We start from the raw sequence: 22,992 nt of genomic DNA on the forward strand, positions 1-22,992 counted from the left end.
ACCGAATGAGCCTAATCGCCGCGTTGATCAAGCCGCATGGTCTGACCTATATCCATGGGTAGACACCTGCATCGCAAACTGGAAGTCCAATTTGGATCATCGCGAGACAGCACGGATACTGGTAGCCGGCAGCGGCCCTGCCGGACTGATCGCGGCGCTCGGTTTCGCCGAGGCGGGCTTTCCGGTAACCCTGGTCGGACCCGAAGCAGGCGGGCCCGATGGCCGGACCACGGCGCTGATGAACCCTGCTCTCAAGGTTCTCGATCGGCTGGGCGTGCTGGCCGAACTTGCGCCGAAGGCCGCGCCGCTGAAGGTCATGCGCATCGTCGATGCGACCAGCCGGCTGATCCGCAGCCCGGTGGTGACTTTTCGCGCCATAGAGATCGGCGAGGAGCAGTTCGGGCTCAACCTGCCCAATAGTGCGCTGAACCCGACGCTGGCCAAGTCCGTCGCGGCGCATCCCGGCATCGAATGGCTGACGTCGATGGTCGAGAGTTGGCGTCTGGACGCCGATCAGGCGCATGCCGTCTTGACTGATGGTCGCGAAGTCTCGGCCGCGCTTGCGGTCGCTGCCGATGGGCGCCTGTCGCCGGCGCGCGAGGCGGCAGGCATAGTGGCCTCGGTGCGATCCTACCGCCAAGCGGCGCTGGTGCTGAATTTCGGCCATCGCAGCGAACACGGCTTCACCTCGACCGAGTTCCACACAGAGACCGGGCCGTTCACCCAGGTGCCGTTGCCCTGCAACCGCTCCAGCCTCGTCTGGGTGGTGAAACCGGAGACGGCGAAGGACCTCGCCGCACTTGATGACGCGACGCTTTCCGAGCGTGTCGAGCAGCAGATGCAGTCGATGCTGGGCCGGGTGTCGGTCGAGCCCGGCCGACAAATTTACCCGCTTTCTGCGGCATCACCGGGGCGCTTCGCGCAAAACCGGGTGGCGCTGGTCGGCGAGGCTGCACATGTATTCCCGCCGATCGGAGCCCAAGGTCTCAACCTCGGCATCAGGGACATCGAGGATCTGATTGGAATCGCTGGTGAAAATCGCGGCGACCCCGGCGCCGCGAAGGCCCTGGCCGCCTATGATTCCAGGCGCCGTCCCGACATTCTGGCGCGTTCCGGCGCGGTCAATCTGCTCAACATGTCGCTGCTTTCGGACATGTTGCCGGCGCAGATGGCACGCAGCGCCGGCCTCAATGTGCTTGGCAGTTTCGCGCCGCTGCGCGCCTTTTTCATGCGCGAAGGCTTGAGGCCGGGCAGCGGCTTTGCGGCGCTTACCGGCGGTTCAGGGAAACAGGTCCGGCGGTAAGATGCCGTGGCGGATCATGTAGAGCAGCCCGGTCACTGTCAGCACCGAGAGACAGGTGGTGATCATGACGCTGGCCGAGGCGCGTTGCACCCAGACGCCATATTGCTGGGCGATGACGAAGACGTTGGTTGCGGTCGGTAATGCCGCCAAAAGCACGGCTGAAAAAACCCAGATTTCGGAAAAGTTCCCGATCCAGCTCAGCACGACGTAGCAGAGCAATGGATGCAGGATCAGCTTCAGCGCCGCGATCGACGCCAGTTCATGCGGCACGCGGTTGAGCGGCCGGAGCGCAAGCGTCACGCCCATGGCAAACAGGGCACAAGGGGCGGCCGCCCGAGACAGATATTCGAGCAGGCGATCGACCGGCTGCGGTGGGTGAAAGCGGAGATAGGCGGCGCCGACGCCAAGCGCGGTCGCGATGATGAACGGGTGCAGGACGATTTTCCTGACTACGCCGAGGATGAGCCGCCACGGCGATGTCTTGTCGTCGCCCGACAGCGCCATCATCATGGGCGCGATGGCGAAATGCATGATATTTTCGAAGCAGAAGATCAGCGCGACGGGAACCGCCGCCTGTTCGCCGAAGGCGAGCAGCGCCAGTCCCGGCCCCATATAGCCGATATTGCCATAGGCCGCGGCCAGCGCCTTGATCGTCGATTGGGCGATCTCGCCGCGAGACGCCGTCACCGACCATACGAACATGATCGAGAAGGTCGTGTAGGTGGAAAACACCGAGCCGAAGATGAAGCGCCATTCCGTCAACTGCTCGAACGGCGTCCGGGCAAGCAGTTGGAAGAACAGGGCTGGAAGCGCGACATAGACGATGAAGGTGTTCATCCAACCAAGCGCCTCCAGCGGCTGCCAGGTGATGCGTGCGACCAGAAAGCCGATGAAAATCAGCCCGAAAAACGGAAGAACAAGACCGACGACGTCAGACATTTTTGCCTTCGCCCGAAACCCCTGAGCCCGGCTAACCCGTAGCTTCTCCGGGCGTCAAGCGCTTCGGCATTGAATTGATACACGGCCTGCGTCAATAGAACCTGAAACCAGCCCTAAAGTCGGGCTCGATTTTTGATCGCAGCGCGTGTAAATTCAAAGCCTTAGAGGGTCTGCCGCGCATTCCGAGGGACGCCGGGCGCTTTTAAGGCTTAGTGGTGAGTACGATGAAAACAGCCAAATTCTCGATCGGACAAGTGGTTCGCCACCGGCTGTTTCCATTCCGCGGCATCATTTTCGATGTCGATCCGCAATTTGCCAACACCGATGAATGGTACGAGGCGATCCCGGCCGACGTGCGGCCGCGCAAGGACCAGCCGTTCTACCATCTGCTCGCTGAAAACTCGGAAACCGAATACATTGCCTATGTCTCCGAGCAGAACCTGCTCGAGGACCAGTCAGGTGAGCCGGTCCGGCATCCACAGATCGGCGAGATGTTCGACAAGCGGCCGGATGGACGCTACGAGCCGAAACGCCAGTCGAGACACTGACATCACCTTGCATCGACGTGACGACAACAAAAAAGCGGGGCATGACCCCGCTTTTTTGTCGCTCCGGTATCTGTCCCGGCGATTAGTTGGCGGCTTTGGCCTTGGCCTGCTCGTCCTTGAGCTTCTTGGCGAAGTCCTGGTTGTTCTTGACGACGAAATCCTGAAGTTTTTTCTGCCGATCCTCGATGTCCGACTGCTGCAGCGGCGCGCCGTCAAAGGCGCCGCTGAAGCCGGTCAAGGCAACCTTGATTGGATTTGGCTGGCTCTGGAAGTTGATCGAGGTCAGCGTGATCGCCTGTCCCTTCTTGAAGGACGCGACGAGCGCGTCGGTCAGCGGCACTTCGGCAACGCAACGGTCGGCGAAGCAAATGACATAATCCAGCTTCGTCGCCTTGCCGGCGTCTATCTGCAGGGCGATGCCGGGGGGCACCAGGCGACCTGGGGGAACCGTGACCTGGAAGACCTTGCGGTTTACCTTGCCCTTCAACTCGATCAGGCTGACGCCGGTGACGAACTGGCCGTTGCCGGCAGTGATGATGTTCTGGACATTGCAGATGTCGACATCTTCCTGCTTGGTGCAGGCCTTGAACCAACCCTGCGGAATCTGTTGCTGTGCCGAAGCGGTGGGAAGTCCGGCGCCCAGAAAGCCGACCACGCCCGCGGCCAGGACCGAAAGGCGGTATGCGTTGCTGTTCAGGCTCGTCATGTCGTGCATTTCCTCTCAAATGATCCCGGGACCGGCTTCTTCGCGCCGTGTGGTCCTGCTACCTGTTGCCGAATTGAGGCAACAGAATGACTTCGGAGCGCGTGTTACACTGCATGAGCAGCCGAATCCAGCCCGCCGCCTGCAATTCTTGGCCTCGCAATTTGGGTCGTGCGATTTGGATTGATGTATCTGGCCGGAGCGCCGCGGCGCCATGTTAGGGTGCACTCCGAATCATCAAGCCGCCCAGTAAGGAGACGGTCATGGGCCGCATTCTTGTTTGGCTGATCGCCGCAATCTCGTTCTTCGCCTTTGCACCCGGCGTGGCGATGTCGGAACCGAAACATGCCATCGCCATGCAGGGCGAGCCGGCGCTGCCAGCCGACTACCAGCAGTTCGACTACGTCAATCCCGATGCGCCCAAGGGCGGCAACGTCACTTACTGCGTCGTCGGCAGCTTCGACAATCTGAACCCGTTCATCCTGAAGAGCCTGCGCACCACGGCGCGCGGCATGCAGGACCTCATTTTCGGCAATCTCGTCTTCGAGCCGTTGATGATGCGCAACTACGACGAGGCCTTCACCCTCTATGGCCTGCTCGCAGACAGCGCCGATATGGACCTGGAGCGCAAATCGATCGAATTCCACCTTAATCCAAATGCGAAGTGGTCGGACGGTGAGCCGGTGACGCCGGATGACGTGCTGTTCACCTACGATGTCTTCACCGACAAGGGCCGCCCGCCCTACAGGGATCGCATGAGCCTGATCGCCAAGCTCGAAAAGACCGGCGATCACAGCGTGCGCTTCACCTTCAACGACAAGGCCAATCGCGAGACCCCCTTGATCATCGCGCTGACGCCGATCATCCCAAAGCACGCCTTCAACAAGGATACCTTCGACAAGACGACGTTGAAGCCGGTGATCGGCAGCGGTCCCTACATCATCGACAAGGTGCAGCCGGGACAGCGCATCGTGTTCAAGCGCAACCCGAATTACTGGGGCAAGGACATCCCTTCCAAGCGCGGCTTCGACAATTACGACCAGATCACCATCGAGTACTTCCTCAACGCCAATGCCAAGACGGAAGCGTTCAAGAAAGGCATCTGCGCCATTTACGATGAGGGCGATCCGGTCAAGCGCGAGCGCGATATCGATTTTCCCGCCTTTCATCGCGGCGAGGTGATCGCCGAGACCTTCGACACCGGCATACCGCCCGTGGTGACCGGGTTCCTGTTCAACACGCGACTGGAGAAGTTTTCCAATCCGGAGGTGCGGCGCGCCCTCGGCATGCTCTACGACTTCGAATGGGCCAACAAGAACCTGTTCGGCGGCAAGTACACGCGCACGATGAGCTACTGGCAGAATTCCGAACTTTCCGCGCTCGGCCATCCCGCCAGCGACAGGGAAAAGGCGCTGCTGGCGCCCTACCCCGGCCGCGTGCCGGCCGATGTCATGGACGGCAGCTGGCGACCGCCGGTGAATGACGGCACCGGCCAGGACCGCAAGGTGCTGAAGGTGGCGTTCGACCTGCTGAAGAGTCAGGGCTACGCCGTTTGGGATGGGGTCCTGCTGGACCCAAAGGGAACTCCCTTCGGTTTCGAGATCCTGACGGCCTCGCAGGACGAGGAACGCTTTGCCGCCATCTATCAGCGCTCGCTGGAAAAGATCGGCATCGCGGTGACCATCCGCAGCCTCGAAGCCGACCAGATCCAGTCGCGCAAGCAGCGTTTCGACTTTGAGGTTCTTGTCGGGTCGAGCGGGTTCAGCAACTCGCTGTCGCCCGGTATGGAGCAGAACCTTCGCTGGGGTTCTTCAGAGGCCAAAAGAGAAGGTTCATTCAATCTAGCCGGCGTCGCCGATCCAGCGGTCGACGCGGCGATCGACGCGATGCTTAGAGCACGGGCCAAGGAAGACTATGTCGCCGCCGTGCGCGTGCTCGACCGATTGCTGATCTCCGGCAACTACATGGTGCCGATGCAGTACAACGCGCAGCAATGGCTCGCCTACTGGAATTATCTGGACCATCCCAAAAAGACTCCCATATTCGGTTATCAATGGCCGACATGGTGGCGCAAGCCGAACTGAGCGTAGCCGAGATCATGCTCGGTAAAACGCTCGGCTCCAGGAGATCAAGATGAGCGATGACAATTCCATTACGGTCGACGTGGTTTCCGACGTCGTCTGCCCCTGGTGCTTCGTCGGCCAGAAGCGGCTGGATAAAGCGATCGCCGCTGCTGGCGACGTCCAGGTTCATGTGCGCTGGCGGCCGTTCCAGCTCGACCCGACCATCCCATCCGAGGGCAAGGACCGGCGCGAATACATGCTGGCCAAATTCGGCAGCGACGAGCGCATCCGTCAGATGCATGCCCGCATAGAGCCGCTCGGCGAAGCCGAAGGCATCGATTTCGCTTTCGACGCCATCAAGGTGGCCGCCAACACGCTGGACGCGCATCGTGTCATCCGCTGGGCCGGTGCCGCCGGTGAAGCCGTGCAGAACCGGCTCGTGCGCCGGCTGTTCCAGCTGTATTTCGAGGAAGGCGGCAATATTGGCGACCACGCCGTGCTGGTCGATGCCGCCCGCGAGGCAGGCATGGACGCTGCCGTGGTCGAAACGCTGTTGCCGACCGATGCCGACGTCGAGGAGGTGCGCACAGAAATCGCCACGGCATCGCGGATGGGGATCACTGGCGTGCCGTGCTTCCTGCTGGAAGGCAAATACGCCGTCATGGGCGCGCAGGACGCCGACACGCTGGCTGATGCCATCCGCCAGGTCGCGGCCGCCAAGGCCAAGGGCGAACTTGAAAAGGCCGGCTAGAGCCTGTTCCATCCCGATGGAAATCGGGATGGGGCTCTATCTCCTTGTTTGAGCATGATCTCTGGACAAAACGGTTTCCCGTTTGTCCGAGAAAACCGGCAACCACTTTTCGGGATCATGCTCGGGTTATTTCACCGTCACCTTGGCTTTGCTGAGGAAGAATCCGTGGCCGTTGCTGCCCGTGCAGGTCAGTCCCTTGGTTGACGACTGGCAGGTAAACGGCCCTTTGCTCCAGCTGCTTCCGTAAGCCAGCTTCGCCACATCGCCGCAGCAGCCCTGCTCGCCCGGATTCTTGATCAATGTCGCCGGGCCGTTCGGCCCAAGGATCACGGTGACGTAGCTGGGCTCGACGCGCGAACAGCTCAGTTCCGGACCGCCATCCTGTGGCTCGTAGGTGCTGGTGCCACCCTTGGGCGTGTAGATGCAGCCGATGTTGCCGGACGGGGCATTGAACTCGATCTGCCTTTCGGCGCTTGCCGCAATGGTCTGGCTGCCGGCATGCGCCAGAGGCAGCCAGGCAAGGAACGACAGGATTGCGGGAGCGGCGGCGCGTGCAAGCATGGGAGCTTCCTTGTTCAAGAACCGGATATGCATGGGTGCCGACAGTGCCCGGCAAGGTTCATTCCAGCGCGCACGATTGTCAAACGGCGTTAAGCTGCAGCTAAAAAGCGCGTGCGGACTCATGAACAGTCGCTGTGCAGGGCGATCTTGCGTGCCCGACATGATGGCCTGTGAGATGATTCGCGCAGCCTTGGAGCGATCACCGATGGCTGTTTTTCGACCGATCCGGTTAGCGCGCACCAGGAAAACCGGCTGACGGGCAAGGCTTTTTGGTCACAAAGCCGTGTATGAGCCTTCCCTCAGGGAATATTTCCGCACATCTGAGCGTTCTCGCAAAGCATTGAAACGAAGGGGATATTTGGCCTAGAAACGGCGGCATCCCAGCACCGACTGTTGCCTCATGGCAACGGCGGGTGGGCTGCCTCACATTCGCCGGGATAAAATTCATAGGAAATGATCAATTGGTGTTACTATCCGTAACAAAACTAAAAAAGGTTTGGGCGGGATTGTGATTCGGGTCGACAGACCGCGACGTTCAATATCGGCACTTTGGAACCGCGACGCCCCCGCCGGGCCGCCGCCCCTGACGCCAGTATCGTCGATGCGGACCTTCTGGGGACTGATGCGGGCCTACTGGTTCTCGGACCGGTGGAGAGAGGCCTGGGCTCTCACCGTCGTCCTCGCACTCATCATAGCCCTGTCGAGCAAGGCCGACGTCTGGTTTACCGTGTTGGCGGGCGAACTGGCAGCCTCAATCGCTTTTTTTCACGACGCCGCGAATACCACGCCCCTTGAATCGGTGCTTACCAATGCCGGCCTGCTTGTGCTGCTGGTCGTGTTCAAGGACATGGGAATCATAGGCGCCTGCAAATTTGTATCGGCGACATTGCATCGCAAATGGCGCGCCTGGTTGAACGCGCGTTTCAATGCGGCGCTGCTCGATACCAACCATACTCACTACCACGCTCAGAATGGCTCGCCAGATGCGCCAGCGCCCGACAACATCGATCAGCGCGTGCAGGAATCCATCAAAGACATGGCGGGTGGCGCCATCGGGCTTGCCCAAGGTGTCTTCGGCGTCTTCACCTCACTTTATTTTGTCGGCGGCGCTTTGCTGGCGAATTCCGTGGAGGTAAAAGGCCTGGATGCCCTCGGCAGCTATGGCAGCGCCGTCCTCGCTCTGCTGGCGGTTGCCATCTATGTGCCCGTCAATACCTGGATCGCGATCAAACTCGGCGGAATGCTGGAGTGGCTCAATGTCAGGATGCAGAAGGCCGAAGGCACCTATCGCAGCGAGCTGATCACCTTGTTGCGCCGCAGTTTCCATGTGTCGGCGTCGCAAGGCGAAGACGTGCAAAAGACGATACATGGACGGCTCTATCTGGATATCGATACCACCTGGTCGAAGCTCAACATCGTCAACACCCTCTATGCGGGATTCGAATCGGTCTATAATTTCGTCGGGGCCAAAGTTGTCGCCTACGGACCTGGTCTGGTGCCGTTCATCCACAACGGCGTCGACCTCAAGGGCTACATAACCGGTTCCGAGCAGGTCAACGCGCTGATCAGCAAATGTTCCTGGTTCATCCATGTCATGCCGAGTCTCGCCACCTTGCGGGCCAACAGCCAGCGCGTCATCGAGTTGGCGCACGCCATTGAAAACGTCCAACAGCCGCAGGAATTCTACAGCCAAACCGGCCGTTCCGATTTCCACTATGCCAGCCAGAACCCGGTCTTCGGCCTGACCATCCAGAAGCTTGAACTGGCGCATCAGGGTGAAGACGCCACGCCGTTCCTGAGCGCAGCCAATCTGCGCTTTCGGCGCGGCGAGTGGGCATTCCTCAAGGGCGAATCCGGCTGCGGCAAGACTTCGCTGATCAAGGCGATCAACGGCTTGTGGCCTTATGGCCGCGGCACCATCGTCTTCCCTGACGGTGTGAGGAGCTTCTATGCCGCCCAGGAGGTCAAGCTGCAGCAGGTGTCGCTGAAGCAGCTGGTGTGCCTGCCCGGCTCCGAGGACGACTATGGCGATGCGCAGGTCGCGGCAGCCCTGCACAAGGCCGGCCTTGGCGATTTCATCGAACACATGGCCGATGAAAGCCGCGAGGGAAAGATCTGGGACCAGCTGCTGTCCGGCGGCCAGAAGCAGAAGCTGGTTGTGGCCCGCATCGTGCTGCAGCAACCGGGACTGCTGTTCCTCGACGAAGCGACCGGCGCGCTCGATCCCGATGGCAAGATCGCCTTCCATCAGGCGATCAAGGACAATTGCCCCGATGTCACGGTGATCAGCATCATGCACGAGGCGGTGGCGCCACGCTCGGCCTCGGGCGAGGAATTCTACCACAGCGTGGTCGCGATCGCCGACGGCGTCGCCACCAAGAGGCCGCTTGTTCCGAACCTTCCGCGCGAGCTCACCACCATCCTTACGCAGCCGCGGCCGGTCGAGGACAAATGGATGCGTTTTTCACGCCGGCTGAAGCAGAAATAGCAGCCACGCCGAAGCGCGTTCTGCCACTGGCGGCGGGGCACTCGCTCCCTCCCCCTTCAATAATCATCACAGTCTCGCGATTGGGCCGGCTCCCGGCTGTTTTCCGCCACCCCCGCGATTGACTCGCCAAGATGCGCTCCTATGTTGCGCCCGCTCGCTGAATTCCAACTCGAACCCGCGAGCAGAAAGGTCACCGCGCCATGCCTGGCGACAGTAGTCGAACGCAACCGCCGTCCGCCTCGATGTGACCTCTAACGGCTCACGTCCCGCCGGACGGCAAGGAGTGAGCCATGAACGAATTTACCCCCGTCGTCGCGGGCGACGATGCCGTCGCTATCGCGCGTATCCTTGCCAATGATCACGTCGCCGATGTCGTCGAGGCCCTGAACCGGGAATCTCGCGATACCGCGATAGAACTGCTTTGCGAAATGCCGTTCGAGCGGCTGGTCGAGATCTTCGACCAGCCTGAACTCGACGGCGCCTCCGATCTGGCCGAGGCGCTGCCGCGCGCCAAGGCGTGCAAGCTCCTGACCGCCATGTCGGTCGACCGCGCCGCCGATATCCTGCGCGAACTGGACGAACCGGCGCGCTCCGAGCTGCTCGGCGGGTTGGTCCCGCCGCTGCGGGCAACGCTGCTTTCCATTCTCGGCTATCCCGAAGGCAGCGCCGCCTCGATCATGACGACCGAATTCGTCAGCGTGCCGTCGGACTGGACCGTCGGGCGCACGCTCGACTACATCCGCAAGGTGGAGCGGACGCGGGAGACCGTCTACGCCATCTACATCGTCGATCCAGACACGCATGTGCTGGTGCGCTCGACCGGCCTGCGCCGGCTGATCACCGGCGAGCCGGACGATCCGATCCTGTCGGTGGCGCCGGATCGCGCCCCGGTGACGGTGACGCCGCTGACCGATCGCGAGACACTGGCGCAGACGATCTCCAAATATGACCTGCTCGCGGTTCCCGTCGTCGACCACGGCAAGATCCTCGGCATCGTCACCATCGACGACATCATCGACACCATGATCGAGGAGACGACCGAGGACGCGCATCGTTTCGGCGGCATGGAGGCGCTCGACGAGCCCTACATGAAGATGAGCTTTCTCGCGATGATCAAGAAGCGCGGCGGCTGGCTGTGCGCGCTGTTCATCTCGGAGATGCTGACCGCCAACGCCATGCAAAGCTATGAAGGCGAACTGGAGAAGGCGATCGTGCTCACTCTGTTCATTCCGCTGATCATGAGCTCGGGCGGCAATTCCGGTTCGCAGGCGACCTCGCTCGTCATTCGCGCGCTGGCGCTGCGCGAGATCGGCCTTCGCGACTGGTGGCGGGTGGCGTTGCGCGAATTGCCAACCGGCCTGGTACTCGGCGCCATGCTTGGCGTGGTCGGCATCTGCCGCATCGCGCTCTGGCAGTATATGGGCTTCTACGATTATGGGCCGCATTGGCCGCTGATCGCGGCGACCGTGGGGGCAGCCCTTGTCGGTATCGTCACCTTCGGCTCGCTGTCGGGGTCGATGCTGCCGTTCGCGCTGAAACGGATCGGCTTCGATCCGGCGAGCGCCTCGGCGCCGTTCGTCGCCACGCTGGTCGATGTCACCGGCCTGGTGATCTATTTTTCGGTGGCGCTGGTCATCCTGCGCGGCACTTTGTTGTAATAAGCTTCAGGCCTCCCATCGCGGTGGCAACAGCGGCTGCCATGGGGGGTTCTTCAAGATCGAGCGCGCGGGCGTCAATCGACCCGCACGCCGTTCTTCACGCGGTAGGTGGGCTTGTACATGGTGACCAGTTCCTCCGCTGCCGTCGGGTGGACGGCCATGGTGCGGTCGAAATCATCCTTGGTGACGCCGGCCTTCAGCGGAATGCCGAGCAACTGCGCCATCTCGCCGGCGTCCGGCCCGAGGATGTGCGCGCCGAGCACTTTTCGCGTGGCGCCATCGACCACCAGCTTCGTCAGCATCTTTTCGTCGCGGCCCGACAGCGTGTGCCGCATCGGCCGGAATGTGGCGCGGTAGATTTCGATATCGGAGTAGCGCTTGACGGCATCGTCCTCGGACAGCCCGACGGTGCCGATCTCCGGCTGTGAGAAGACGGCGGTCGGAATGGTGTCGTGGTCGGGCGCGGTCGGATTGCCCGTGAATGCGGTCTCGATGAAGCACATGGCTTCGTGGATCGCCACAGGCGTCAACTGCACGCGGTTGGTGACGTCGCCGATCGCCCAGATGTTGTCGATGTTGGTGCGGGAATACTGGTCGACAACGATGGCGCCGGTTATGCCGAGCTCGATACCGACGCCTTCCAGNTATTCTCGGTGTTTGGGAGGCGGCCGATGGCGAGCATGACCTGGTCGATCGTCAGCACCTTGCCGCCGGTGACCAACGCATCCAGCCTGCCGTCCGGCCGTTTGCGGACCCATTCCGACACGGCGTGGCAGAGGATCTTGATCCCCTTCTTTTCCATGGTTTCGTGCAGCATGTGCCGCAGGTCCATGTCGAAGCGCGACAGTATCTCCTTGCCGCGATAGACCAGCGTGGTGTCGACGCCCAAGCCATGGAAGATATTGGCGAATTCGACGGCGATGTAGCCGCCGCCCTCGATCATGATCGCCTTCGGCAGTTGCTTGAGGTCGAAAACCTCATTGGAAAAGATGCAATGCTCGTGACCGGGCAGCGCCGGGTGCGGCGCCGGCCGGCCGCCGGTGGCGATCAGGATCTGGTCGGCGGTGACGGTGCGGTCATCGCCCAGGAGATGCACGACATGCGGGTCGACCAGCATGGCGCGCGAGTGGAACGTCTCGCCGCCGGCGCCTTTCACGTTCTTTTCGTAGATCGCTTCCAGACGGGCAATCTCGCGGTCCTTGTTGGCGACCAGCGTCGGCCAGTCGAAGCTCGCCTCGGGCACCGTCCAGCCATAGCCGGCGGCGTCGGCAAAATGCTCGGGAAATTGCGAGGCATAGACGTAGAGTTTTTTCGGCACGCAGCCACGGATGACGCAGGTGCCGCCATAGCGGTATTCCTCGGCGATGCCGACACGCTTGCCGAGCGCTGCCGCCACGCGCGCCGCCCTCACCCCGCCGGAGCCGCCGCCGATGACGAAGAGATCGTAGTCGTAGCCGGCCATGCTGCTGTTCCTTGCCCCAAGAAATGTTTGAGACAGGTAGGCTGCATGAAGCCAAAAGAAAAGCCCGGTTTCCACCGGGCTTTCTGGTCCAGCGGCAAGGATGCCGGTGGCGAAATCAGACGTCTTAGTTCTTCGGCGCTTCCGGCTGGTCACCGTCTGCGGGCGCATCGCCGTCGGCAGGTGCAGCGCCATCGGCGGGGGCAGTTGCGTTCTCCGGCGCAGGCGCGGCCGGAGCAGCGGCCTTCGCGGCGGCTGCCAGCGTTTCGCCGACCTGCTGGGCGAGATCGCGCGCCAGGCCGTTCTGCCAGATGTCGGCGGCCTTGACCAGTTCGCGCGTTACGTTGGGGCCGTTGTCGAGCAGCTTCTTGCCGGCATCGGAGTTGTAGAAGGCGGCGATGTCGGTGAGATCCTTCTCGGAGAACACCTTGGCATAGGCGAGCGCTGCTTCCTTCTCCAGATCGGCACGGCGCGAGGCCAGCGCCAGTGCCTTCTCGCTGACGGTCTTGCCGATCAGCTCCTGCATATCAGGGTTCTTCTGGATGAGCTGCTGCTCGAGCGAGGCCGCTGCTTGCGGCAGGATGTTGTCGAACGAGTCGGTCGCGTGGATTGCCGTGACCGCCGCCCGTGCCGCCTTCAGATGCGATTCCGTGATCTCCTGCGAGAACGCCGGGGAAGAGAAGGCGAAAACGGCCGAAGCCGCCAGAACGGCGCAAAGATTGCGAACCCGGTTATGCAACATCATGATCGGTAGAACTCCCTGGTTTTCGGGCGGCATGGACGGTTTGGATGCCGTCGCCGCCGGCGATGATGGCCGCTGACGCCAGCCCGATGAAAAGACCATGCTCGACCACACCAGGAATGGCATGGAGAGCATTCGAAAGCGCTCTTGTATCCGGAATGCGGCCAAAAGATGCATCGAGGATAAAATGGCCGCCGTCTGTAACAAAAGGCTGGCCCCCCGTCATCCTCAATGTAACCGGGCCGGAAAGGCCGAGACTTTTGGCCGCTGCCGCGACCGCGATTTCGGTGGCGCGCAGGCCAAATTGGTTGACTTCGATCGGCAACGGAAACCGGCCAAGGGTGTCGACCATCTTCGAGCGATCGGCAATGACGATCATGCGCTGAGATGCCGCCGCGACGATCTTCTCGCGCAGCAGCGCGCCGCCGCCGCCCTTGATCAGCGTCAGCGCCGCGTCGATCTCGTCGGCGCCGTCGACGGTGAGGTCGAGCTCGGGCGTTTCCTCAAGCGTCGACAGCGGCACGCCGAGTTCGCGGCAAAGGGCTGCGGTGCGCTCCGACGTCGGCACGCCGATGACGTGCAAGCCCGCGGCGATCTTTTCGGCCAGCAGCCGCACGAATTCGTCGGCCGTCGTCCCGGTGCCGATGCCGATGCGCATGCCGTCGCTGACATGGGCAAGGGCAGCCCGCGCGGCCTCGACTTTCAACTGCCTCGCATCCATGCTCGCCCCGGGGGTTTGGCTTGGTTCTGATTTTTCTGGATGCGCGCTCCTAGCACTTTTGCCCGCAGGGTCAAAGACTTTGGCTCGCACCGGCTTGCCTGAAAGAAGCGCAGCCGCTATCGCCTGCCTGCAATGCATCAGCCACAGGACAGGCCATGACCCAACCGATCATCGTGTTCGACCTCGACGGGACGCTGATCGACACGGCGCCGGATCTGCTCGACAGCCTCAATCACAGCCTTGCCGCCAGCGAGCTTGCCGCTGTCGACGAGGCCGGCTTCCGGCGTTTTGTCGGCCAGGGCGGACGGGTGATGATCGAGCGCGCGCATACCGCGCAGCAGAAATCGCTGGCGGTGGAGGAGCACGACCGGCTGCTCAAGCTGTTCCTCGACCACTACACGCTCAACATCCCCGGCAAGTCGCGCCCCTACCCCGGCGTCGTCGAGGCGATCGCCCGCTTCGAGAAGGCCGGCTATTTGCTTGCCATCTGCACCAACAAATATGAGGCGAATTCGAAAGCGCTGATTGGGGCGCTCGGCCTGACAAAGCATTTCGCCGCGATCGCCGGCCAGGACACGTTCGCCTTCCGCAAGCCCGACCCGCGCCATCTCACCGAAACCATCCGGCTCGCCGGCGGCGAGCCGCACCAGGCGCTGATGGTCGGTGATTCGCAGACCGACATCGACACGGCCAAGGCCGCCGGCATTCCGGTGGTCGCCGTCGATTTCGGCTACACCGACCGCCATGTCAGAGAATTCGAGCCGTCGGCGGTGATTTCGCATTTCGACGCGCTGACGCTCGACCTGGCGGAACGGCTGATTGCTGCGGCGGCCGGCTGAGCGAAACGGGCGATTGCGCGGCAGCGTCCGCCCTCGGCTATTTCAGGCGTAGAAGGCAGGCGCATCGCCTTGACTTCAACGGCATGCCTCTCTTATATCGCGGCTCGCTTGGCCTTCGGGCAACGAGCGGGCGATTAGCTCAGCGGGAGAGCACACCCTTCACACGGGTGGGGTCGCAGGTTCAATCCCTGCATCGCCCACCATCTTTCTTTCCCTGAACAGCGCACTCCAAGCCAGCACTCCTAGCAGCTGCAACTCGCCCCTTCCCCACCAAAATTCTTCTGCGCGAAGTTCAAGGCGCTTGAGTAGCTCGTGTAGCTCTGGAACTGGCAGACATCGGAGCCGTTGCGCACCTTCATCTGCTCGAGATCCCAGAACGAAACCTCGATGTGATCGTTGGCGCAATAGACCGTGTATTTTTCAGGCTCCAGCGCGTTGGCTTTCTGCAGCGGCATGGAGACGGCTGGAATGCAAAGCGCGGAAAGTGCAAGCATGACGGCGTGACGCGTGCGCATGTAAAAACCTCTGGAGTGAGAACAGCCCGTATTTGTCGCGACGATAGTGAGCGGCGCATCGCGGCTTTTTTACGCGCCCTTGTCTTCGCCCCGCTCGGGCCTTCAGTGTTTCTATATGCTGGTCCATATCTCCAATGTGTTGGCCTTGATGATCGGCACCGCACGGGCTGTCACCAGTCGGCCAGCGGCAACCGTGAGGTCGGCGGCCAGCAGTTCGGCGGCGCCACGGTCGGCGTCGTTGTAGGGGTTGTAGCGAACTTCGTTCTTGCCGGCGGCAGCGGCGACACGTTCTTCGCCAGGGTTTGGAATGCCCCAGCCCAAGGCCCGCATTTTTGCGGAAAGCGCCCCGGCCTCCTCGCGCGCCATGCCGGCGAACTGGACGTAAACCGTCTGTGGGCTCTGCTGGATACGCAGCCGGTCCTTCAGCGTGTTGAGTGCGTTGCGATCCTGCTCACCGATAACAGTCTGGCCGTCGGCTGCCGAAAGGGCGAGATCGGCAACCGCCCGGCGCGCGCCGGCAAACACAGCCAGCCAGTCCGGGCGTTCCCACAATTCAGGCGGTACCCCAAGCAGGGTCTCAAGCACGTTGCGGCGCCCCGCCGGTGTCAGCCCGCTTATGCTTTGCAGGCCGGCCATCTCGACGAGAGCCGCGACGATCTTCTGCCGTTCGACCACCGGAAGGTCTGCGTCTTCGAGGACGGCAATCAGGTCACCGCGCAGTGCATCATTTGCGCCGTCGAGCAGCTTGACGCGAGCCGCCAGTTCGTCGGCCGCGGTTCCATTGGGGCCGCGGTTCTTCAGTGAATCCGTCCATTCGATGAGAGGGTCGAAATTGAGGCTCGTGAGCCTTTCAAGCTCGGCAACCGGGAGCCGATACTGCTCGACGTTGAACGCCCCCGTAGCGTCGGCTGGAATGAAGAACGCATCGACCTCAAATTCCGGCTCCCTCACCTCTCCCTTCACGGCCGCCGACACCGAGGACACCGCGAGCTTCCAATAGGCATAAGGGACCGGCACGCCGTCGACCGGCTGGTCCGCGGGCCGGAAGACAGGACCACTGAAGATGGTCACCCGATTGGCGAGCGGATTGTGCTGCGAGCGAACCCAGTTTTCGAGCGGCACCCATCGGCTGCCGTAGAAAGTACGCGGCTGCGGCATCGTGTTTGGCAGGAAAGAGGCATACTGCGCCAGCTTGAGCGCCGCCGTTGCCGGATCGCCGGCGAACTCCGGACCCCAGGCGATGTCGCTGGCACTTGCAAATCGCGCCGCCAGCCAGGGCCGGTCCGCGCGAAAGTACCAGTTGGGACGAGGCTGGTAGTCGACCGACAATCGGCTGTCGGGTTTCAGTCTGCTGGCGGTGAATTGCAGCGGCAACCTCTGCGACCGATCCAGGTTGACGGCCGAATAGATGGCCATGCGATGAGTTCGGCCCATGACCAGCGAGTAGTTGATGTAATCAAGCGGCGGCGCCACGGCGTCGTTGGCCAGGTCGTCGGTTATCCTGGGCAAGCCGATCGTGGCCCCTATGAAATCGACCTTGTATCCCGAAAGAACGTTAGGCTGTTTGTCTATGTCTTTGCCAAGCAGCGGTTCAAGCGCGGCGCGCAGCGGCGCCGGCAATTGGTCGAGCGCGACCTCGCCGCTTTTGACCTGCCCGGCCAGCTCGACCAGCACCCCCTGTCGCAAATCGGGCGCCAACTTGTCCAGGGACACGCTGCCGAGTTTGAGCTGTTCGACCACAAGCAAGATCGCGGATCGCAAAGTGGCCTGCGTGGCTTGCTGCTCGGCCAGCGTCTTGGCGGCGTCTTCCGCCTTCTTCTCGGCAACGGCAAGTGCAGCCTCGGCTCGCTGGCGTGCGTCTTCCGTCTTTTCAAGGGCGGTGGAAAGCTTTCCATTGAGCTTTGCGACCTCACTCGCCGTCGTCTCGGCATCCTTGCGCGCGTCAACAGCGTCATTTCTCTGGACGTAGGCGAAATAGGTGGTTGCCCCAAGGATCGCGGCCAGGATGGCAAACAGCGCGATCAATATATTCTTGCTGCGATCGCGCTGCTTCTGGCTGTCGGTCTCCGCCTTGGCGCTCGCCTCGACGAACTCGGCGATGTCTGGCCCCTGCGGAAGCTCCGCCGCCTCCTTCAGCGCTTCGCCGCGCAGGAGATAGCCGGGATAGCCGGTGTTCTTCCATTGCCGCGCCTGGGCGGCCACGCGAATGCGAAAGCGCTCGGTCAGTTCGTCCGAACTCAGTTCGTCGTCGGATGCGAAGCCGTCGCCGGATACGGCACCGTCTTTGGTCGTCACGACTACAGGTTCAGGGACAGCGATGGCGATCGCCCCGGAATCGGTGATTTCACGCGATGCGGATTCGTCGTCGGCCGCAACGGCAACTGGCTCGGCTGTTTCGAGCCCACCACCGCCGGCGAAAGACGCGAGCCGCGCCGGGCTGACGTCGGCTGAGGTGATGCCCGGCCGCGTGACCAGTTCGGCGGACCAATAATCGAGTATGCGCTGCGCCGCGCGCCGGTCGGATTCCCGCGCGATGGTGCTGCCGGCGCGCCGTGCCTTGGCCAGGAAGTCGCGGATGGCCTGCGCATCGGGGGCCGTGTTGTCGATGCTGGCTTCCGTCGTCTCGGCGCCGGCCTTGTCGCTGCGGCTCATCGATGGGTCGACGGCTTCATTGCTGCTGGCGATGCGCATCAGCTCGAGATGTGCGATCCGGATGTCGCTCAGCGAAATAAAATCGGCCGGAGTTTCGGTCTCCGTGCCTGTCGCAAGTTCATCGCTCATGGCCCCAGGTCCTCAATGATCTTGTGCAAAGGCGTGCTGACGCGGACGATCGAGGCGCATTCCGTTTTCAGCGCCAGATCGACCTGGACGAAGCGTTGCTGGGCCTCGTCCCGATAGGCTTCGAAGGCAAGGATGAAGGCGGTATCGACGGTCTCGCGCGATAGCTGGTCGTTGACGTCGGTGGAGTAGTCGACGAGCGTCGCCCGCCACGCTCCAGTGGGGTCGAGGTCGGCAAGAACCTTGACCTTCACTTCCAGGTTTCGCCACAGCGGCGAAAACTGGAACGGCAGCGACTTGTCCGCCGCAGCGCCCCCTTCTATCGGCTCGATCATGTCGGTAAGGCTGGCCAGCTTGTTGTCGATGTCCTGCCATAGCTTGTGCTCGACGACGCGCGCATAGATGGTCGAGGACAGCACCATGATCGCGTCATGCGCGGCCTTGATCAAGGGCACGGACGGCTCTTCTGCAGGAAGTTTGCCGGCTATCGTATCTAGACCGGTGGCCAAAAGTCCGAAGGGCAGGTTCTTTGCCGTGACGAAAATCTGCTGGTTGAGCCGCGACGGCACGACGCGCAGCACGGTGCGCACGTCAAACAGCGCGTCGTAGGCGTCCGGAGACTTGTTATCGATGGCAGCCTGCAACTTGATCGCAGCCGCCTTGAGGTCGTCGAGCCAGGCCTGCTCGATATCGTGAAGCGCCGGCCCCGCCGGCAGCTCCATGACCGACTCTCCGATAGAGACACAGAAGAGCTTCAATATTTTGAGGAAATTGCGCATGACGCGGACCTGCTCCAGGTCGGCCCCCATGTCGCGGGCGGCGACCAGCAGGTTCTGGAAGCTGCCGATGCCGTATTGAAAACTCTGCAGATGGTCATGCAGGTCCTTGTAGGTCTTGAGGACATCGATCTGGCTGGTGACATTGGTGAGGCCGTTGTCGGCGGCAAGCGTGGCCTGAATGTCCTTGGACTGCTGGTTGACGGCGTTGAAGCCTGCGAGCGCGGTGTTGACCCGATCGTCGGTCGTCATGCCGGGCAACTCGGCCGTCGGTTTCTGGCCCGCGGCGAGTTCGTCCAGATAGGCCTTGAACCGGGCCGCGCACTGCGGATTTTGCGCCACGACGGCAGTCATAAGCGCCTGCGACAGTTTATTGGTCAACGCATAGTCAAGGATGTTGAACCAGACTGTAAGCGCCGCCCCCTGGAGGTTGATGGCGCCAGCGACGATTCCAGCGTCCTTGGTTACCTGCAACCAATCGGGAGGCAATGGGTAGAGATCAGCCAGTTGAAGCCTGAGGTCGAAATAGGCGCTGATCTCTGAACTCCCTGGTGTTTGGTGTCTGGCGTTATAAACCGTCACATCCGAAAAATTTTACATGCCGTAGTCCCAAATCGCCGCGCATCGAGCTGCGCCATCGGTCTGCATAGCTCACCATCTACACGGGCTTGGCCGCGAGGTCCTGGATGATGGTGTCGATCGCGATGCCTTCGTTGCGATAATATGTGCTTTTGGTAGGCGCGTTGGGCTCGGTGAGCCAGCCTCCGCTGTGATGCAGCGCAATCAGGTTCCAGTCGGTGTCGAAGACCGGCGAGCCCGAGGAACCCGGCAGCGTGTCGGTCAGATACTGGACGCGGCCGCCGCCGACGAAGGCCACGACATTGGCGACGAATGAAATCTGCTTTTGCGCGCCGCCGGGATGCTGGATGATGTTGACATGGTCGCCGGCCTTGACGGCCATGGGCTTCAATTCCAACTCGCCCCATTTGGAGGCATCGCCCTTGATGCGGACAGCTGACCAATCATTGTCCTTGGAGGTACGAAGCGGCACGGCGGTGTCGATGTCGAACTGGTCGAGCGGCGCGTCGAGCCCGGCAACGGTGCGCTGATAGTTGAACTGGACCACCGTGCCCGCCAATGAAGCGTCGTCAGGCAAGACATGGTTGTTGGTGATCAGTATCCCGCCGGTGGTCATGAAGCCGGTGCCGGAGCTGCCATCCGCACGCTTGATGCGCACCACCGATCTTGCCCTGACAAGGCCGAGTTCGAGATAGCTGATCGGCACCAGCGTGCTCTTGTCACCAAGGATTTTTTCGAGCTGGGCCGGCGCCGTCGCGCCGCTCCAATTGGCGGTCGCGGGGCCTTCGACCGGCGGCGGCGGGGCGTGCTGCTTTGCCTGCAGCAGTGCCTGGTCGCCGGGATTCTCATCGAGCGCAAAGGCGACGAGGTCGTCGGCCCTGGTCTCCTGCTTTGCGCGCTGGACAATCGCAAACCAGTTGTTGATCGCCTTGTTGTCAAAGGCGATCTGGGCCGTCGAAAGACCGACACCTTTGGCAACACGCACGCCGTCGCCGATCATCGGGTAGAGGTTAGCGAGGATGCGGTTGAGACTGTTCAGTTCGGATTGCGTCCATTCGGTCATGGGATTCCCTCCGACCCTAAGCCTTCTTCTTCCGCTTGCGCGACCCCGCCCGCATCGCAATTTCGGTGCCGCGCACCGTTTCGTACTGGTCGGCGTCGATCAGCGACTGATCGAAGCTGACGCCGGTCATTTCGGAGATTTCGGTCAGCGGGTACATGGCGCCGATGAACTCGTCGGAGACGGCAAACTCCAGCTGCGTGTCCGACAGATCCTGTTCGAGCACGAAGCCATAACTGGCGATGCCGTCACTGACGCGGGCGACTACCACCTTCCAGAAGCGGCGCGGCACCGGCGCGCGGAGACTGGTGCCTTTGGGACCCTTGCCGGCAAAGGTCCGGTCGTCTTCGGCGAGGACCGGGCCGGCGAAGACGCAAAGCCGCTCGCTGGCCGCCTCCGACAGGACGTGATTCTCAAGATCGCCCCAGTTCTTCTCGCCGCTGTCGGAGCGGTTGTAGCCTTCGACCTGGGGCGAGCAGTTGGTGACATGGAAGGAGCAGACATTGCCCCTGAGCAGCAGCTCGAAGGTGCTGCCCCAGGCCACGTCATCGCGCCTGACGATATGGCCCTTGTCGAAGGCGCCCTGATCCTGGGTGTAGAAGACATCGGGGATCTGATACTTGTCGTCGAGCCGCAGATCCGGGAACCAGCGCTCGCTGAACAGGCCGCCACGCGAATAGTTGCGGCCCTTTTCCGGCTCGCGCAGATTGCTCTCCTCGGTGACGTTGGAGGCGGTGAACAGCGCCAGCCGCCGCTTGGCGTGCATCTTGAGTGAAAAATTCTGGTAGTCCAGCCGCGTGCCCCCGTCCCTAAGTGGCGCCAGCACGGAGAGGTCGGTGGCCTCAGGCATGGGCACAATGACCGGTGCGAGTTTAGTGCCGCCAGAGAGAAATTTCTCGTCGTAGCCCTTATAGCCGGCATAGTCCGCGACCGTTTTGGGAACGAATGCGCCGCCTGGAGGGGTCGGCTTGGCCGCTTCCAGTTCGACCGATTCCGTGACCGCTTCATGGCCAGGCGTTGCGCCGAGCGAGACGGTGATGCGCAACGGCACTTCGAAGGTGACGCTGCCGCCCGGCGAAACGACGACGCCTCCGGATGGAGGCGTCTGGGTGGCGACGCCCGGGATCTGCTGGGCGCCGCCGACTTCAACCAGGTTTACGCCCTCGGCCGGCGACCCACTGTCCGCCTTGTTCCACCATGCGCCCCAATCGTTGGGGCCGCCGCTGGCGGCGCCGGCGAAATTGAGGCCGAGGTCGACGACACGCTGGTCCTTGGCGAGCGCGCCGGTGGGCACGGCGTAGTTGCGCTCGAGATAGCGGCCGGCAAAATGCAGCGCCACGACCTCGCCGGTGGCGAGGTTGATCATGGCGGTGCCGGAGTTGCCGCCAGTGGTCGAGCAATCATGTGTCGCCGCGCTGACGATCTTACCGAAACTCTCCGTATCGAAGCCGCCCTGCAGCATGCCCGGTTGCAGGCGCTTGACCTGGAAACGATTGCGCATGAGCTCGTTCTGGACATCGACCGCGTTGCGATTGTCGAACGCGGGATAGCCGATGGCGACGACTTCCTGGCGCAGCATATCGCGCGCGTCGGCGACCGCGAGCGACAGCGGCGTGATGTTGTCGGGCAGGCCTTCGACTTCGAGGATCGCCATGTCCCAATAGGGATGGATCATCCGGACATTGCGGATCTTGAAGACGTTTCCCGCCGCCGAATCGCGCTTGAAGTCGATGCCGGCGGCGCGGCCGTTGATGAATTGCACATTGCGGTCGCCAAGGCCGTCCGCAAATATCTGCGCCACATGACGGTTGGTCATCAGCAGGTTGCGGCCGACGACGAAGCCCGTGCCGCCGTAAGGGATATTGGTGTTCCACAACAGTTCGATACGCCCGATCGCCGGCAGGGCGGCTTCGATGCGCTGCTTCAATGCGGCCTCGCTGGTAAGCTTCGTCCACAGCGAATGGCCAGGTGTCGGAGCGCCGTCGAAAGTCAGCGTCGTAAAGGTGCCATCCTTGATGTCATAGACCGGCCGCAACTCCGGGATGATTATGGCTTCCAGATCGGAAAGCTGCTCGGGCGCGACTTCGGCGCCCCGCGCGAGGCTCTCCATGCCAGCGCGCGCCGATTCAAACGCCGCCTCCGTCTTGCCGGCTTCCGCAGGCGCAAGGGATTCCAGTCCGCCGCCTGCCATCGTCTCCATGTTGCCGAGGACCGATTCAGTCCCCTCGCCCCCGGTGACGAGATCGAGATANTCGAGATATCGACGGATTCGCTGCTCTCTGCTGACCGGCATAGTAGCCCTCTAACGTTCTGTCGAAGTAAAGAACTGTATTGCCCCATTTTAGACTGGTGCAATTCTGACTGGCAGGCAAGGAAACAAATCAACTCGCGTCGAAGATGACCGCAGCGCAACGTCGGCATGTCTCTTTGCGGCAGTCGCTCGCGCGATGTATGACGCTCGCATTATTTCAGCGATTCCGTATGTGATCTCCGTCACAGACGCTCACGC

At 62.1% G+C, this 22,992-nt stretch carries 17 protein-coding genes, 1 tRNA gene and 1 pseudogene; 8 read left to right on the plus strand and 11 right to left on the minus strand.

The window, feature by feature from the left end; genetic code table 11:
• Positions 1–91: 91 nt before the first annotated feature.
• Entirely contained in the window at positions 92–1,303 is a 1,212-nt protein-coding gene (locus tag X751_RS147480; RefSeq protein WP_023745060.1) for a UbiH/UbiF family hydroxylase, read from the plus strand.
• Here the strand turns inward: X751_RS147480 and X751_RS147475 are convergent.
• A complete protein-coding gene (locus X751_RS147475) occupies positions 1,280–2,242 on the minus strand; it encodes an AEC family transporter (protein ID WP_023745061.1) in 963 nt (320 codons plus the stop codon). The two genes, X751_RS147480 and X751_RS147475, sit on opposite strands and share 24 nt — an antisense overlap.
• A 224-nt stretch (positions 2,243–2,466) precedes the next feature.
• Here X751_RS147475 and hspQ point away from each other — a divergent pair, with 224 nt between their 5' ends.
• Complete coding sequence (hspQ, locus tag X751_RS147470) at positions 2,467–2,790, plus strand: heat shock protein HspQ (protein WP_023668971.1); 324 nt, start codon at positions 2,467–2,469, stop codon at positions 2,788–2,790.
• An 82-nt stretch (positions 2,791–2,872) separates the two neighbouring features.
• Here the strand turns inward: hspQ and X751_RS147465 are convergent, their stop codons facing one another.
• On the minus strand, positions 2,873–3,496 hold the full coding sequence (locus X751_RS147465; RefSeq protein ID WP_023668972.1) for an invasion associated locus B family protein: 624 nt from the start codon (positions 3,494–3,496) through the stop codon (positions 2,873–2,875).
• 260 nt (positions 3,497–3,756) lie between these two features.
• Here X751_RS147465 and X751_RS147460 point away from each other — a divergent pair, with 260 nt between their 5' ends.
• Both X751_RS147460 and X751_RS147455 read left to right on the plus strand, forming a co-directional pair.
• The gene (locus X751_RS147460; RefSeq protein WP_023745062.1) at positions 3,757–5,577 is read left to right on the plus strand and encodes an extracellular solute-binding protein; all 1,821 of its coding nucleotides are present in this window, start codon (positions 3,757–3,759) and stop codon (positions 5,575–5,577) included.
• 49 nt (positions 5,578–5,626) lie between these two features.
• A complete protein-coding gene (locus X751_RS147455) occupies positions 5,627–6,307 on the plus strand; it encodes a DsbA family protein (protein ID WP_023745063.1) in 681 nt (226 codons plus the stop codon).
• 126 nt (positions 6,308–6,433) lie between these two features.
• Here X751_RS147455 and X751_RS147450 read toward each other — a convergent pair whose 3' ends face one another.
• Positions 6,434–6,868 carry a hypothetical protein gene (locus X751_RS147450; protein ID WP_023745064.1) on the minus strand — a complete coding sequence of 145 codons (435 nt, stop codon included), beginning with the start codon at positions 6,866–6,868 and terminating at the stop codon, positions 6,434–6,436.
• A gap of 601 nt (positions 6,869–7,469) precedes the next feature.
• Between X751_RS147450 and X751_RS147445 the strand changes: the two genes are divergently transcribed.
• Entirely contained in the window at positions 7,470–9,356 is a 1,887-nt protein-coding gene (locus X751_RS147445; protein WP_023682514.1) for an ABC transporter ATP-binding protein/permease, read from the plus strand.
• 290 nt (positions 9,357–9,646) lie between these two features.
• Complete coding sequence (mgtE, locus tag X751_RS147440) at positions 9,647–11,014, plus strand: magnesium transporter (RefSeq protein WP_023738847.1); 1,368 nt, start codon at positions 9,647–9,649, stop codon at positions 11,012–11,014.
• Between the two features lie 74 nt (positions 11,015–11,088).
• Here mgtE and gor read toward each other — a convergent pair.
• From gor to rpiA, 3 genes and pseudogenes are all read right to left on the minus strand, one after another.
• A pseudogene (gene gor / locus X751_RS01000000163895) lies at positions 11,089–12,476 on the minus strand (glutathione-disulfide reductase).
• Positions 12,477–12,600: 124 nt separating this feature from the next.
• On the minus strand, positions 12,601–13,218 hold the full coding sequence (locus tag X751_RS147435) for a DUF2059 domain-containing protein (RefSeq protein ID WP_023745065.1): 618 nt from the start codon (positions 13,216–13,218) through the stop codon (positions 12,601–12,603).
• Positions 13,205–13,936: a ribose-5-phosphate isomerase RpiA gene (gene rpiA / locus X751_RS147430; protein WP_023745066.1), complete on the minus strand. Its 732-nt coding sequence runs from the start codon at positions 13,934–13,936 to the stop codon at positions 13,205–13,207. Before rpiA ends, X751_RS147435 begins: the two co-directional genes overlap by 14 nt.
• A gap of 155 nt (positions 13,937–14,091) precedes the next feature.
• Here rpiA and X751_RS147425 point away from each other — a divergent pair, with 155 nt between their 5' ends.
• Together X751_RS147425 and X751_RS147420 are read left to right on the plus strand one after the other, a co-directional pair.
• On the plus strand, positions 14,092–14,775 hold the full coding sequence (locus X751_RS147425; RefSeq protein WP_023745067.1) for a phosphoglycolate phosphatase: 684 nt from the start codon (positions 14,092–14,094) through the stop codon (positions 14,773–14,775).
• A 128-nt stretch (positions 14,776–14,903) separates the two neighbouring features.
• Positions 14,904–14,978, plus strand: a tRNA-Val gene (locus tag X751_RS147420).
• A gap of 39 nt (positions 14,979–15,017) precedes the next feature.
• Here the strand turns inward: X751_RS147420 and X751_RS0133535 are convergent.
• From X751_RS0133535 to X751_RS1000000164790, 5 genes are all read right to left on the minus strand, one after another.
• Positions 15,018–15,290, minus strand: coding sequence for a hypothetical protein (locus X751_RS0133535; RefSeq protein ID WP_023696133.1), 273 nt, complete (start codon positions 15,288–15,290; stop codon positions 15,018–15,020).
• A 111-nt stretch (positions 15,291–15,401) separates the two neighbouring features.
• The gene (locus tag X751_RS147415) at positions 15,402–18,071 is read right to left on the minus strand and encodes a DNA/RNA non-specific endonuclease (RefSeq protein ID WP_023745068.1); all 2,670 of its coding nucleotides are present in this window, start codon (positions 18,069–18,071) and stop codon (positions 15,402–15,404) included.
• On the minus strand, positions 18,068–19,198 hold the full coding sequence (locus X751_RS147410; protein ID WP_155921533.1) for a hypothetical protein: 1,131 nt from the start codon (positions 19,196–19,198) through the stop codon (positions 18,068–18,070). Before X751_RS147410 ends, X751_RS147415 begins: the two co-directional genes overlap by 4 nt.
• 304 nt (positions 19,199–19,502) lie before the next feature.
• Positions 19,503–20,486, minus strand: a complete 984-nt coding sequence (locus X751_RS147405; protein WP_023745069.1) for a trypsin-like peptidase domain-containing protein — start codon at positions 20,484–20,486, stop codon at positions 19,503–19,505.
• Positions 20,487–20,502: 16 nt separating this feature from the next.
• On the minus strand, positions 20,503–22,776 hold the full coding sequence (locus X751_RS1000000164790) for a DNA/RNA non-specific endonuclease (protein WP_023745070.1): 2,274 nt from the start codon (positions 22,774–22,776) through the stop codon (positions 20,503–20,505).
• Positions 22,777–22,992: the final 216 nt, after the last annotated feature.

Source organism: Mesorhizobium sp. LNJC394B00, assembly GCF_000502555.1.
GTDB lineage: Bacteria > Pseudomonadota > Alphaproteobacteria > Rhizobiales > Rhizobiaceae > Mesorhizobium.